The organism is Brevibacillus sp. NRS-1366 (assembly GCF_050467985.1).
The window spans coordinates 12,865-26,213 of record NZ_JBITPN010000022.1 but is presented as its reverse complement, the minus strand read 5'-3'; the positions used below and the strand labels follow the sequence as shown (position 1 = coordinate 26,213).

Below are 13,349 nucleotides of genomic sequence, written 5' to 3'. Positions count from 1 at the left end.
CTCTATGCGAAGACTGTATGATAGTAAATGCGGGCTTGTAGTCTGTATACCCACGCGTGTTTGAGAAACACAACGTCAGTTTATCAAAGTATGGTTTGTTTCTATATATCCAAAAACGATGTATTTAAGCAATCCATAAAACAGTGTATGTAGATTCTCAAGTCCCATCATCCCTGTCTTGAAGGTAGAAAAAAACCACAAGAATCGCCAGGATTCCTGCGGTCTATTTTTATTATGAACGGGTTGCGTTCTCCTCCTGAATCGCTCCGGCAAACTTATCCAGCGCCTTCAGCAGCAAAGCACGCGCACATGCCAGATTCACGCAGTCCACGTCCGGTCGATGCGTTTGTCGAAATCGTATTTCAGCGTTTTCCTCCGATCCGTTTTACCCGCTGATTTCCCGTTCTGCAGCCTCGATCGCTTGCCGCAAATCCTCCAAAATATCGTGCTCATGCTCGAGCCCGACGCATAACCGCAGGAGCCGGTCGTCTACGCCGACCGCACGGCGAATTTCTTCCGGAATGTCCGCGTGCGTCTGTACCGCCGGGTAGGTCATAAGGGATTCTGTGCCTCCCATGCTTTCCGCAAAAGCGATCAGTTTAATGTGGCGCAGGATCGGCTCGATCGTACAGACATCCTTCATTCTGAAGGAGAAAATACCTGTATTGCCGGACGACTGGGCCTTCTGAATCTCATGTCCGGGGTGATCCGGTAGCGCCGGATAATAAACCTCTTCCACGGAAGGATGATCCTTAAGCCATTTTGCGATCTTCGTCGCGTTCTTCTGGTGTCGCTCCATCCGCAGCGCCAGCGTTTTCATGCCACGCATCAGCAGCCAGGAATCCTGGGGAGCGAGCACCGCACCGATCGAGTTGTGCAGGAACGCCACATCAGCGGACAGCTTTTCGCCCTTCGTCACGATGAGACCCGCCAGCACGTCGTTATGGCCGCCCAAATACTTGGTTGCGCTGTGGACGACGATATCCGCGCCAAGCTCGATCGGTCGCTGGAAAAACGGTGTCAGCAGTGTATTGTCTACAATCGTAAGCAAGTTGTTACGCTTCGCCCAAGCCGCCACCTTGGCAATATCCGTAATCACCATCAATGGGTTCGTAGGCGTCTCAACAAGTACCGCTTTTGTATTCGGCTTGCGGTGCGATTCCAGCGCATCCAAATCTTTCGTATCGACATAGGTCGCTCTCATGCCGAACCTGGACATCACCTGCTCCAACAGACGATAGGTTCCCCCGTACAGATCGAGCGACACGAGCAAATGATCTCCGATGCTGAACAAGGAGAGGACGATCTGCAGCGCGGCCATGCCCGAGCTAGTCGCGAAGCCCGCGTCCCCGCTTTCCAGATCGGCTGCCGCCGCTTCCAGCACGGCGCGCGTCGGGCTTTTTGAGCTGGAGTAATTGAAGCCCGTGCTCTGTCCAAGGCGGGGGTGCTGAACTTCGGTGGACGGATAGATCGGGAAACTTATCGCACCGGTCTGAGGATCGTTCTGTGATCCGATTTGGGCCAAGCGACTTTCAATTTTCATCATGATTCATGTGCCTCCTAACGATGAATTCCAATCCTTCATCATGTCATGCTTCCTTCCCCTGAATCGATTCCTTTCCAACTAATACCGATCCAAGCCTCAACCAGGTAGCTCCTTCTTCGATCGCAACTTCGAAATCATTGGACATACCCATGGAAAGATGTTTCACGGGATAGGAAAAAATATCTCTTGCATTAAGTTCATCGCGTAATCTTTTCAATTCTCTAAAAACCGGTCTAGTCGCTTCAGCATTAAGCTCGTACGGGGCCATCGTCATCAGCCCCACGACTCGAATCTGTTTCATCTGTGAAACTTCCTGTGCAAATGTAAATAAAGCTTCCGGAGAAAGTCCTTGTTTACTCTCCTCCCCAGAAACGTTAACCTGAATAAAACAATTTACGACGACATTCAAATCAGTAGCCTTCTTCTCTATTTCTTTCATTAAGGATAAGCGGTCTAATGAATGTATATAATCGAATTTACCGATAACATCCTTTACTTTATTGGTTTGCAAATGACCGATAAAATGCCACGTTCCCCTTGGATGGAAGGTCTCCCATTTAGAATGAGCTTCCTGCGTACGGCTTTCGCCGACATGGCCTATACCAGACGACAATACTTGCTCCACTGTTTTCATCGTCGTATATTTCGTCACAGCTATGATCTGGATCTCCTCTTCGCTTCTGCCGCATCGCCCGCAAGCTTCGCGGATGTGATGTTCGACCATGGACAGACGATCTTGAAGATTCATTGGATCACTCCTCTTCCGTGTTGTTTCTGCGTCGTCACTATTTTTTACCCATTTCGCGGAAGGAGGCTTCGACCGCCTCAAGCGTGTCATCGATATCCTGTTCCGTATGGGCCGTCGTCAGGAACCAAGCTTCGTATTTCGATGGTGCTAGATAGACCTTGCGATCGAGCATATGCCGAAAAAAAGCGGCAAATGCTTCGCCATCCGTATCCTGTGCCTCATCATAATTGGTGACCGGATGATCGCAAAAATGGGTGGACAGTGAACCTCGAATGCGGTTGATCGTCAACGGCACGTCATAGCGATATGCCGAAGCCAACAATCCTTCCTCGAGCTTGGCCGCAAGGCGATCCATTTCCTCATAAACGCCTTCGCCCTGCAGAACCTCCAGGCAAGCTATGCCGGCTGCGATTGAAGCCGGATTGCCGGCCATTGTACCCGCTTGATAAGTCGTACCAAGCGGCGCGATCTGCTCCATGATTTCCTTGCTGCCACCGTAAGCGCCGATCGGCAGCCCGCCGCCGATGATTTTGCCGATCGCGATCAGGTCTGGTTTGATAACCTCATGATTGGCAATACCAGCAAATGTTTGGGTAGAGCCGTAATGAAAGCGAAAAGCGGTGATGATTTCGTCGTAAATGACAAGCGAACCGTTATCATGCGCCATTTGGCAGAGCCCCTCAAGAAAGCCAGGTTTCGGCATGACCATGCCAAAATTCCCTACGATCGGCTCGACTATAACGGCGGCGACGTTTTCGCCCCATGTATCCAACGCGTTACGTAATCCATCCAAATCGTTGTACGGAACAGTAATAACCTCCTGGGCGATACTGAGCGGCACGCCTGCACTGTCAGGCATCCCCAGTGTAGAAGGCCCGGATCCTGCCGCAACAAGTACAAGATCCGAATGGCCGTGGTAACAGCCAGCAAATTTGATAATTTTACTCCTGCCCGTATAAGCGCGTGCGATGCGGATCGTCGTCATGACCGATTCGGTACCAGAATTGACGAAACGAACCTTTTCCATGGAAGGGATGGCTTCTTTGAGCATTCGAGCCATTTCGATTTCAAGTTCGGTAGGCGTGCCGTATAGCAAGCCGTTTTCTGCAACGCGCGTGATCGCCGCCGTGATGTGAGGATGGGCATGTCCAGTAATGATCGGGCCAAAGGCCGCCAAATAATCGATGTAACGGTTGCCGTCTTCATCCCAGAAGTAAGCGCCTCTTGCCCTCTTCATAAATACGGGCGCCCCGCCGCCTACCGCCTTAAATGAACGAGAAGGGCTGTTGACGCCACCAGCGATGTGCTGAAGTGCTTCCTGGTAAAGCTGTTCAGAACGAGAACGATTCATTATAGATTCAATTCCTTTCTACATGGACAATTCCAGATTCATTGCCTTACGTGTTGCCTGTTAGTCTTTCTCGAGAATCCGTCTCGGTTCCCGCCAAACGTTTTAGAAACGTATTTCTCCAATTCAAGGACAATTCTTCCACTTCGAGGATTTGTTTGATTCCCTCGATATTATCCTTCTCTCGGTGCATAATCCGATTGGCAAATGATACTGTAATTTCCTCAGGATGACGATGAAGAAGCGATAGTCCGTCGTCTTTAGAGACAACCCCCTCTGCCAGAACGCGGAAGTAAAATCCCGTGTAGCCCGTTTGTTGTACCTTCAAGAGCATATCCGGTACTCCGTACCTGATCGTCAACTTGTAACAAGGCTGTCTCGGCTGACTAACTTGAACGATTGCTTTGCCAAGCTCAAAAACGTCCCCAATGCAGACATCGGTTTCCACCAAGCCTCTTATCGTTAAATTTTCCCCTAAGGCGCCATACTCTAATGGTATTTTCAGCTCATTTTCCCAAAATGGGTAGTGCTCGTAAGGATAGACGCATACAGCCTTCTCCCTGCCTCCATGATGAATGAGATCACCCTGCCCATCTCCTTCAAAGTTTAGATAAGATAAATACAAAGCTTCGCCTGTAGCCGTTTTGAATATCCCCGTAGAAACGTCTTTCTCCTGAAACTGGACCTGTGTGGGCATTCCCACATTTAATGAAAGAATTTCAATAGATGCCATTCGGATCACCCCGCTCTAAGATTTTGATCAACAAGTTTGCTGACGCGACTATATACCACGTTTCTGTAATCGTTCACGACGAATCTCAACAGCAAACCCTGAAAAATAAATAGCAACTGGAGGGTTCGGCTTGGTCACACGAATCGTTACCTCACTGATCCTGGAATACGAATCCAGAAGGGCAGATGCAATGTTTTCGGCCAAAGCTTCTACCAAGGCAACCGGTGGACCCTCGACTATTTTTTAAATCACCTCATACAAATCGGCATAATTTATCGTCAACTCCAAATCGTCCGCCACCCCTGCGGGAGACAAATCAAGATATAAATCTACATCCACAACATATTTTTGACCCAAACGGTTTTCTTCAGACAACAAACCATGACGACCAAAGAACTCTATTTTACATAAAATCATTTTATCCAAAATGGTTCACTCCTCCGTTCTTTTAAGGTTCTTCTGGTTGCCATTGTTGCGATCCAAAATTATTGGCAGATTCGATTCCAATACTTTAAACATCAACCGTCCGCTCTGCAAAGACTGTACGGCATTGCATGGATGACGAACACTATGCTAGTATAACAACATATGGATTGGTTATATACATCCAAAAACCACTCATTTGAGCAATCCAAAAAGCGCTATTTTCATTTCAATATGTAAAGGGGGGATCGAATTGCTGAAAGTAAACCGGGATGATAAAAGACCCCTATGGCAGCAATTGCTTGATCAGGCCATCGATCATATTAACAATGGCATTTGGAAGCCAGGACAACTTCTATCACCAACTCGAGAACTTGCTCAGCAGTTGGGAGTGTCACGTTCCACCGTCCAAATTGTGTATGACGAACTGCTAACCCGCGGTTATACGGTAACATCAGGCCGAGGGGGGACTCGTGTCAATGATTGGATTCAGATCACTGACAAATGCTCTCCCTCACTTGATCCGCCACGGCTTCCTGAACTGCCTTTGCTGGTCGAACAGTCGCAACAATGGTTTAGAAGTAAGGATAACCAGGAATCGGTCATCGATTTTAGTCCCTATCAACCTTTTGTGGATACGCAGTTGTTAAAAGCGTGGCGCAAATCGTATTTGAATGCCTCTTCCCAATTCAATGTTTCTTCCTGGTTCTACGGGGATGCTTATGGCTTTGAGCCGTTACGCCGACAAATCCAACGTTATTTATCACTAGAACGTGGGATTCATGTTCAAACGAATCAAATCTTGCTAACATCCGGGGCTCAGCATAGTATTGACCTCATCGCACAAACACTTTTGACCAAAGGTGATACCGTAACCGTCGAGGACCCAGGCTATCCCGTTGCTTGGATGACGATGAAATACCGGCAAATGAAGGTTGCTCCGGTTCCTGTTGATGAGCACGGCCTTGTCGTAGAGAAGGTACCCTCTGAAGCAAAGCTCATACTTGTGACCCCTGCTCATCAGTGTGCCGTAGGTGTAATGTTATCAGAACCACGCAGGCAACAGCTTTTGCATAGAGCCGCTCAGCAACGTGCATGGATTGTCGAGGATGATTACGACAGTGAATTCCGGTACTGCGGAGACCCGATGCTCACTTTATTTAGCCAACTTCCACAAAATTGTCTCTATTTAATGAGCTTCTCGAAATTGACCATGCCGTGCATTCGCATATCCGCTATTATCGGACCTGCCGAAGCCATTGCACAGCTGGCTCGCGTGCAAGCATTCACCTATCGCCATCTCCCGATCATGGAACAAGTGGCACTGGCACATTTCATTGAGCACGGGTATTTTATGCGCCATATGCGACGAGCCAGAAATATCTATAGACGCCGTCATGAAATCATGCAGAAGGCGATTATAGCCAGTGGTCTCGGAAACAAGTTCACGTTGCGAGGGATTGAAACCGGCTTGCATGTACTACTGGAAGCGGATGAATCGTTTGACGAGGATTTGATGACCCTCCGAGCGCTTCAGGGCGGAATACGGGTACACCAACTTCATTCCTATTGCTTGGAGAGTAGACGCAAAGGGTGGGTATTAGGCTTTGCTAAGGTAGACGAAAGGCTTATCGTGGAAGGCATGTATCGACTTGCTGAAACGATCTTGTAAATGTTCTGGGATATAGCACATCATCCTGTGATGGAACAGATTTTAGGTTTTTCGCGATGAAAGCCACGCAATTACATCCGTGGCATTTCGCTCTGGTGGAAACACTGGATAGAACACATGTTCAATCCTTCCATTATCGATAATCAAGGTTAGCCTTTTGATGAGCGTCATTCCTTCCACTTCAAAAAGTGGGAGTTCCAGAGCGCGACAAAGGGCGAGCGAACTGTCTGCCAACAGAGGGAACGGCAGATGAAGCCGCTCGGCGGCTTCTTTTTGGTAATCCGTGGATTGCGTCGAAAGACCGAACAGCCGCTCGACGCCCACCCCCTTCATCTCAGCAAAATGATAGCGAAATGTGCATGATTGCGAAGTGCAGCCGCGTGCGCCGGGGATTGCATCCCATCCTTCCGGGGCGCCGCCGATTGCGGGGCTTGTACGCGGATACGCGTAGACAACTGTTAAACCGCCTTCAGAAAGGTCAACAGTAGAGCCATCAGTTGCAGTCAGACCGATGCTGGGGATTTGTAGGCCACTAAGATGCACGACCTTCCCGTCATCTTCCGGCATGGCCAGATGCCCCGGCCCAAATTCTTTTTCAGCCATCGCAGCTTCTCTTCCCTTCTATACAACATAGTCCCAAATATTGTTTCGGTTTTACGATATTTGCTCCGCCGCACAATAGGGATTTGCGACGGATTCCAGTGTCCTGGCCTGCCCAAAGCACTGTAGCTCTTGATAGGGGATGATCATGAAGAAACGCATTGATAGACGATCGTCATGAAATCGTGCATCAAAACCATGCCGACAGCATTTACTTACACAACAATCAACAAAATAGCCACCGTCTCTGGACTTGTGGCTGTTTGTCGTTGCTCGATTTGGCTTTACTTTCAGACCAGGTTCTATGTTCCATCTGCCCTTATTTCTTACGTTTAATCACAAAACCATTCTCTATTTTCTCAAACCCGACTTTAGGATAATACTCCATTGCACTTGGTGCGGCCAATAAGATCAAGGAGACACCTTCCCCAATTTCTTCTCGTACTCTGGCAATAAGCTCCCTTCCTATTCCGGATTTCTGAACGTCTTTGTCGACAGCCAGGTCTGACAGATAACAACAAAAACTCCAATCTGTTAGCGCTCGAGCAATGCCGATCATTCTATCCCCGAGCCAGGCGGTGAGCAGGATATCTGAATACCTTATCATGTCCTGGATTCGTTTAGGTTGATCAGTCGGACGTGTAATCCCGCTATTTCTAAACACACGAATCACATCTTCAAGCTTCACATCCTTGTTGTTCCTGTAAGTGATATTCACTATCATCGACTCCTTCCTGCCATGGACAAACTCTACTTTCAATCATGTTCTATCGTTGAGCGACAATAGCCATTACTTCTCTCAGCGCTCTCAAAAACTTGTCGTTCTGTTCAGTTCTTCCAACCGTTACCCTGATGTGGGTTTGAAAACTCAATGCATGACCTCCCCGTATGATAACGCCTCTCTTAAGCAACTCATCAAACATGATTTTGGACGGGCGCTGTACATCAACCAAGATAAAGTTGCCATGTGGTTCGAAATAAAGTAATCCCAAATTATCAAATTCTGAACGGAGTTGAATGATCCCTTCCCGATTGTGCATACGGCATCTCTCAACGAACGCCTGATCTTCCAGCGCGGCCAGAGCTGCTGCTTGTGCAAATCGACTCGTATTAAACGGTTCCCTGACCTGATTGATTGTACGGATCACATCAGGGTGTCCGACTCCGTATCCAATTCGCATGGAGGCCAGCCCATATATTTTCGAAAATGTCCGGAGGAGAACAAGATTAGGATAGTCCTTCAATAGACGAATCCCGTCCGGATAATCTTTATGCGTGACATAATCGGAATAGGCTTCGTCCACCACGACGAGCACATGCGGCGGAACTAGGCGCAGAAAGCGCTCCAATTCTGCATGACTAACGATCGTTCCCGTCGGATTATTGGGATTGCAAATCCAGACAATTTTAGTTCGCTCGTTCATTCTTGACAGCATGCCATGGAGATCATGTTTCCCCTCTTTACTATGCGGGACCTCAATGCAGACTGCGTTTTCTATCTCTGAATTATGTTTGTATTGGGGAAAAGTGTGCGTCGACATCATCGTCTCATCCCCCGCAACCAAATAAGCACGAGCCAGCATCAGAATCACCTCATCCGACCCTGAGCCCAAAATAATCTGATTGAGCTGAACATCGAGCAGCTCAGCCAGCTTGAGCCGCAATGCACCAGCTTCGCCGTCTGGATAGTAATGGATATTTTCCATTTCTACACGGATTGCCGCAATCGCTCTTGGCGAGCAACCAAATGGATTTTCGTTAGAGGCTAGCTTGATCACCTCCGTCAAACCCAATTCACGCTTCACTTCTTCAATCGGTTTCCCCGGCTGATATACAGGCAAATGCAGCACATTCGCTTTCGGTTTCATTTGTTTCTCATCCTCTCACGCCTTGTAAGTCAAGGAGTTCTACTTAAGACAGAGATTTGATCTTTGATTTGTTTAAGCAAGAATTCACAATCTTCAATTTCAAATGCATTGTTATCTTTCCTGTGCCACTTCAAACAAAACAATACATGTTTTTCCCAATCAACTAATTCACCATAAGTACAATTCTTTACCCTTTCAAAAGCGTGCTCTCGATGCACAATAGATCACCTTCCAACAATACAAATCCAAGCCTTAGTAAGGTTGCTCCTCCTTCACTTGCTGATTCAAAAAATTAATACGTACTCATAGGGCATTATCTCTGCTGCAGCACCGGCCTTCAGCTCTTGATTCAAGAACCATTTGCAGAAAATAGGAATGTAATGAAGTGTCATCGGTCAATTCAGGGTGAAAGGAGGTCGCGTGTAAAGGTCCTTGTTTTGCTGCTACAATTCGATCATGATAGGTTGCTAAAACCTCGACACCAATACCTACCTCTTGGATTAAAGGAGCTCAAATAAATAGGCCCGAACAGATTGAGGGATGTCTTTTATCGACAAAACGGTTTCGAAGCTTTCTTTCTGCCGTCCAAAGGCATTGCGGGACACTCTCATATCCATGAGGGAAAGATGGGCTTCCTCTCCACTGTCTATTTCACTTGCAAGAACAATCAGTCCTTCGCAGGTACCAATACAGGTTTTCCAGACATCGCAAACGATCGAATCTCTTGGATAATCATCATTATTCCTATTGCAGTGCTTTCACCTTCAGGAATAATTATGCCATCTATACTGGTTAATTGTTCTTTTCGTTTAATGGCGATGCCAATAGCACCAACTTCATGAATCATGTTTAGATGCTAATCCACTGCCCCTTGCAGTGCTAAAACGCCTATTTTCGTTTCCATAACAGCCCTCGTTCCTGCATGCTATTTATTTACTCGAAATTTGGAAAATTCGATACAAGATCATAGATTGAGTATAATATCGAATTTACGATAAGACTATTCCGTTGATATTATAAAAACGATAGTTTTATCCTATGATTCAAGCAAGCCTATCATTACGATAGGCAAATCATAATTGATGCGGCTTGAAAGCCTATCATATAATATTTTTCAAATCATTTATAATCAAAGAAAAGTTGGCGATAATTTATGGCGATTCAACGTTTATTTCATACGTTAACTGAACTGACATCTCATAAATGGTCCTCAAAGTTGATAGGCTCATTTACTAAAACAAGAGCCAGCCGCTGGCTTCTTCCCTTGTATTCGAGAGCGTACGGGATTCGTATCGAGGATGCTGAAAAACCTTTGAAAGCTTATCAGTCTTTAAATGAATTTTTTATTCGACGTTTGAAGGACGGCCTTCGTCCGATTAATCAAAATAGCGCCGCGTTAGTCAGTCCTGTGGATGCTACCGTTACTGGAATAGGCCGAATAGACGATAAAAGAACAATCCATGTTAAAGGCCAAAATTATACTACGGACGAGTTGTTGGGTTCCGGTTCAACCTTTAACAGATATCATGAAGGATTCTTTATTGTGCTTTATTTGAGTCCATCTGATTATCACCGCGTTCACTCACCGGTTACTGGAACGATCCTAGCGAAGATCCATATTTTAGGCAGAACATATCCCGTAAACGAGTTTGGGTTAAAGCATATGAGCAAAGTATTAAGTCGAAACGAGCGGTTGATTACTTATATGGGGCATCTATATGGTATTTTATCTCTCGTCAAAGTCGGTGCAATGAACGTAAGCAGTATCAAGTATACGAACTCACTCGTTACTCATCTCAACAAAGGGGATGAGCTTGCTTATTTTGAGTTCGGGTCAACCGTAGTTCTTTTGGTTGAGAACGGAGCCTTCGAGTTTCTCCAAGAGCTATGTGTAGGAACCCAGGTACGTGTTGGTGAACCACTTGGTTATTGGGGAGCAGGCTTTCAGAACGGACAGAAAACGGATGCGGGCAACTAACAACTTAGAACGCTTAAATAAAAGAACCGTTCATAAACTCTGCCGAATTCGTCTCGCACCCGTTGCACAATGCAAAACTTTGAAAAAAACTATTCAAGGCTGTTTGCAATTGCTCGTTGCTTTATGATCGGCATTGTTCTACATAATATTGTCGTGCATGAATATAGCGCCAACTTTCTGTATGCGCTTTGGAAGCGGGTCAGAAAGAATGGCGCTTTTTGTATGGGAATAACGCGAAATGTGAACGATCTGATGCAGAGCCATACTACCTCTACTATGCTTGCAAATAGCGAATTCAATGCCATGCTGTGTTGCTTTTATGTATATGGAGAAAGCTTCATCGGACGTTCCGAGATAATCGTCGCGGAGCGAAAACCGGGACGCTCGTCGTTAAAAACATCTGGTACGAGAAATGGCGTGAAGTCCCTTCGTTCTTCTTTTCGAGCTGCCTCACTAAGTGCAGTTACATTGAATTAATGATTGTTGTTCCGCACATGAGAATTCATCGTACTCATTGTAGTGCCTAAATAACACTCTGATTATCCGTTGACTATAACCCCAGCCAAATAATTTTAGAATGTCTCTCTCCACTGGTGTGAGCATGCAGTGTAACTCTTTGCGTTTAATCACCTCGATTTCATTACGTATAATGTTCGCAGCGTCCGCATGAAGGGAAGATTGCCCCTGACCCGCTTCCCTAATGATGCTTGGTATATCTACATAGTTCGTTTTGGTAATATAATTGATTGCTCCTTCTAAATACAGATTAATTATCATCTCACGATCATACAGTGTTGAAAGATTAATAATCGGGAATGGTTTTTGACGAAGAATTTCTATCGCTGTCTCCAATCCATCTGATTTAGAAGCAACATAACGTCCATGACTAATACATCTTTCTCCAATTGCGCTCCTGCTCGAATTACTTCTTCTTTTGTAGATGCAATGCCCAACACTTTAATATCTGATTCAGCGTCAATCATTGTAACAAGACGCTGCCGCCAAAAGGGATCATTTTCTGCGAGTAATACCTGTATCTTCTTATTCATCTGCTGATCGGTTTTTCTATCTCAACGAAATAGGACACCAAAGCATTCATCAATTATCACCTCATATCCTTCAAAAATGAGAAACAGACACAGCCTCCGCCGAGCTATGTCTGTTTCTCATTTCGAGAGGGGAACCTGGCGATCATTGCTTTAAGCAGAAGACCCGTGGCTTAATAGATTGGAACAATCGTTCCGTATTTTTCCGTATTGCTTCATATTGTTTAGTGATAATAAAGTTTTAGACCAGAACCCCTTGTAGTACCAGGAGTCCCGGTCTTCAAATCACCAGGTAATTGAAAATTAGTTTTATACTCAACGTTAGAATTAAGCAATCCATGGTTTTAAACTGAATAATAAAGTTTTAGACTGACTCATTGAACCCCATATTCCGCACCCTTGGATGAGGCGTAAAGAATTATTGTGATAGTACGAGAATTAAGGAGCACGGCGAAAAGTTGATTTCGAAGGGAGAGTGATATACGAATCCGGATGAAAACCCAGCAGGTCGAACACTTTTTTCATCTCGTCGTCCAATTGCACGTCCCGGTACCACTTCTGGTCATCGCGATCGTACCATTTCATCACCGTGATGGCCGAGAGCATAAGAAAGATTTGCCGCGCGGTCGGCTTTGTGGTATATTGACCTCTCATCGGTTGCAGGCGAATGCTCTTTTGCTGCAGGGCCAGTCCGCAGGAACGCGCTGCCTTTGCCAGGGAATGGTGGCTCTCAGCAGATGCATACATGACGGGATGTGTGGGGACCTCAACCCCTCTTTGGCATAAGATGGAAAAGAATGAACTAGTTCGGTCAATACGGCCGTGAGATTTGCTTCCGCTCCCCCCGTTGTAAAAGTTCCATCTGCTGTGTCTGCTGGGTAACCGAATTTTGAAGCTATTTCTTTCAATACATAGTTCTCCATTTCGACGGCTACAGGCGCATGACTCCAAGCTGCAAGCTGCGGATTGAATGCTGCAGTAATCGTGTCTGCCATAATTCCCATGAAGTTGGGCCGCGGATTATACAGGCCGAAATATCGCGGGTGTGGCGTATGCACCTGGTATTGCCTTAATCCATCCAGGATATGATAAATCGCCTCGCGCGGGCTGACGGGATGCTTAAAAGATAATCTACGTGCGTGTTCTGCAACTGCATCCACGCTGAGTTCAGGTGAGACACGAACCCCGCGTATGTGCGTAATATAGTCATTGATTTGTTCCAACAGATAGGTTCCAATGTCCATGCGTTCATCCGTATCAAGATTAAGAATTGAATTATGCTTGATCATGTGGAAAATGCATCTCCCTTCATCTAGTGAACTTTCATTGCTGATTCAGAGTATACACTCGTAGAACTCGGGTGTACGCATTTTCGAATGGAACCGCA

At 46.2% G+C, this 13,349-nt stretch carries 12 protein-coding genes and 2 pseudogenes; 2 read left to right on the top strand and 12 right to left on the bottom strand.

The window, feature by feature from the left end:
• Window positions 1-385: 385 nt before the first annotated feature.
• From ACIFQN_RS16720 to folB, 5 genes and pseudogenes are all read right to left on the bottom strand, one after another.
• The gene (locus ACIFQN_RS16720) at window positions 386-1,543 is read right to left on the bottom strand and encodes a PLP-dependent transferase (protein WP_429834900.1); all 1,158 of its coding nucleotides are present in this window, start codon (window positions 1,541-1,543) and stop codon (window positions 386-388) included.
• A gap of 46 nt (window positions 1,544-1,589) precedes the next feature.
• Entirely contained in the window at window positions 1,590-2,294 is a 705-nt protein-coding gene (locus tag ACIFQN_RS16715; RefSeq protein WP_429834169.1) for a YggS family pyridoxal phosphate-dependent enzyme, read from the bottom strand.
• 37 nt (window positions 2,295-2,331) lie between these two features.
• Window positions 2,332-3,645: a glutamate-1-semialdehyde 2,1-aminomutase gene (locus tag ACIFQN_RS16710; RefSeq protein WP_429834168.1), complete on the bottom strand. Its 1,314-nt coding sequence runs from the start codon at window positions 3,643-3,645 to the stop codon at window positions 2,332-2,334.
• Window positions 3,646-3,691: 46 nt separating this feature from the next.
• Entirely contained in the window at window positions 3,692-4,375 is a 684-nt protein-coding gene (locus ACIFQN_RS16705) for an MOSC domain-containing protein (protein WP_429834167.1), read from the bottom strand.
• Between the two features lie 48 nt (window positions 4,376-4,423).
• A pseudogene (gene folB, locus ACIFQN_RS16700) lies at window positions 4,424-4,792 on the bottom strand (dihydroneopterin aldolase).
• Between the two features lie 259 nt (window positions 4,793-5,051).
• Between folB and ACIFQN_RS16695 the strand changes: the two are divergent.
• Window positions 5,052-6,470 (top strand): PLP-dependent aminotransferase family protein, encoded by a 1,419-nt coding sequence (locus tag ACIFQN_RS16695; RefSeq protein WP_429834166.1) that lies wholly within the window; start codon window positions 5,052-5,054, stop codon window positions 6,468-6,470.
• Between the two features lie 42 nt (window positions 6,471-6,512).
• On the opposite strand, the gene ACIFQN_RS16690 is transcribed toward ACIFQN_RS16695, so the two are convergent.
• The 4 genes and pseudogenes from ACIFQN_RS16690 to pdxT form a co-directional block, all read right to left on the bottom strand.
• A complete protein-coding gene (locus tag ACIFQN_RS16690) occupies window positions 6,513-7,073 on the bottom strand; it encodes a peroxiredoxin (RefSeq protein WP_429834165.1) in 561 nt (186 codons plus the stop codon).
• A 316-nt stretch (window positions 7,074-7,389) separates the two neighbouring features.
• Window positions 7,390-7,794 (bottom strand): GNAT family N-acetyltransferase, encoded by a 405-nt coding sequence (locus ACIFQN_RS16685; RefSeq protein WP_429834164.1) that lies wholly within the window; start codon window positions 7,792-7,794, stop codon window positions 7,390-7,392.
• Window positions 7,795-7,837: 43 nt separating this feature from the next.
• Window positions 7,838-8,938: a histidinol-phosphate transaminase gene (gene hisC, locus ACIFQN_RS16680; protein WP_429834163.1), complete on the bottom strand. Its 1,101-nt coding sequence runs from the start codon at window positions 8,936-8,938 to the stop codon at window positions 7,838-7,840.
• A gap of 303 nt (window positions 8,939-9,241) precedes the next feature.
• Window positions 9,242-9,785, bottom strand: a pseudogene (gene pdxT / locus ACIFQN_RS16675) (pyridoxal 5'-phosphate synthase glutaminase subunit PdxT).
• 306 nt (window positions 9,786-10,091) lie between these two features.
• Between pdxT and asd the strand changes: the two are divergent.
• Window positions 10,092-10,916 (top strand): archaetidylserine decarboxylase, encoded by an 825-nt coding sequence (asd, locus tag ACIFQN_RS16670; protein WP_429834162.1) that lies wholly within the window; start codon window positions 10,092-10,094, stop codon window positions 10,914-10,916.
• Between the two features lie 836 nt (window positions 10,917-11,752).
• On the opposite strand, the gene ACIFQN_RS16665 is transcribed toward asd, so the two are convergent.
• From ACIFQN_RS16665 to ACIFQN_RS16655, 3 genes are all read right to left on the bottom strand, one after another.
• The gene (locus ACIFQN_RS16665) at window positions 11,753-11,965 is read right to left on the bottom strand and encodes a hypothetical protein (protein WP_429834161.1); all 213 of its coding nucleotides are present in this window, start codon (window positions 11,963-11,965) and stop codon (window positions 11,753-11,755) included.
• Window positions 11,966-12,400: 435 nt separating this feature from the next.
• Entirely contained in the window at window positions 12,401-12,616 is a 216-nt protein-coding gene (locus ACIFQN_RS16660) for a hypothetical protein (protein ID WP_429834160.1), read from the bottom strand.
• Window positions 12,613-13,206 carry a pyridoxal-dependent decarboxylase gene (locus tag ACIFQN_RS16655; protein ID WP_429834159.1) on the bottom strand — a complete coding sequence of 198 codons (594 nt, stop codon included), beginning with the start codon at window positions 13,204-13,206 and terminating at the stop codon, window positions 12,613-12,615. The genes ACIFQN_RS16660 and ACIFQN_RS16655 overlap by 4 nt, the downstream gene beginning before the upstream one ends.
• Window positions 13,207-13,349: the final 143 nt, after the last annotated feature.

What these genes read in the sequence shown, in the direction of transcription:
- ACIFQN_RS16660 (WP_429834160.1), bottom strand. Translation starts at nt 12,616, where the DNA reads ATGAGAGGTCAATATACCACAAAGCCGACCGCGCGGCAAATCTTTCTT.
- ACIFQN_RS16665 (WP_429834161.1), bottom strand. Translation starts at nt 11,965, where the DNA reads ATGAATAAGAAGATACAGGTATTACTCGCAGAAAATGATCCCTTTTGG.
- ACIFQN_RS16690 (WP_429834165.1), bottom strand. Translation starts at nt 7,073, where the DNA reads ATGGCTGAAAAAGAATTTGGGCCGGGGCATCTGGCCATGCCGGAAGAT.
- ACIFQN_RS16655 (WP_429834159.1), bottom strand. Translation starts at nt 13,206, where the DNA reads ATGGACATTGGAACCTATCTGTTGGAACAAATCAATGACTATATTACG.
- ACIFQN_RS16720 (WP_429834900.1), bottom strand. Translation starts at nt 1,543, where the DNA reads ATGAAAATTGAAAGTCGCTTGGCCCAAATCGGATCACAGAACGATCCT.
- ACIFQN_RS16705 (WP_429834167.1), bottom strand. Translation starts at nt 4,375, where the DNA reads ATGGCATCTATTGAAATTCTTTCATTAAATGTGGGAATGCCCACACAG.
- ACIFQN_RS16710 (WP_429834168.1), bottom strand. Translation starts at nt 3,645, where the DNA reads ATGAATCGTTCTCGTTCTGAACAGCTTTACCAGGAAGCACTTCAGCAC.
- asd (WP_429834162.1), top strand. Translation starts at nt 10,092, where the DNA reads ATGGCGATTCAACGTTTATTTCATACGTTAACTGAACTGACATCTCAT.
- ACIFQN_RS16685 (WP_429834164.1), bottom strand. Translation starts at nt 7,794, where the DNA reads ATGATAGTGAATATCACTTACAGGAACAACAAGGATGTGAAGCTTGAA.
- ACIFQN_RS16715 (WP_429834169.1), bottom strand. Translation starts at nt 2,294, where the DNA reads ATGAATCTTCAAGATCGTCTGTCCATGGTCGAACATCACATCCGCGAA.
- hisC (WP_429834163.1), bottom strand. Translation starts at nt 8,938, where the DNA reads ATGAAACCGAAAGCGAATGTGCTGCATTTGCCTGTATATCAGCCGGGG.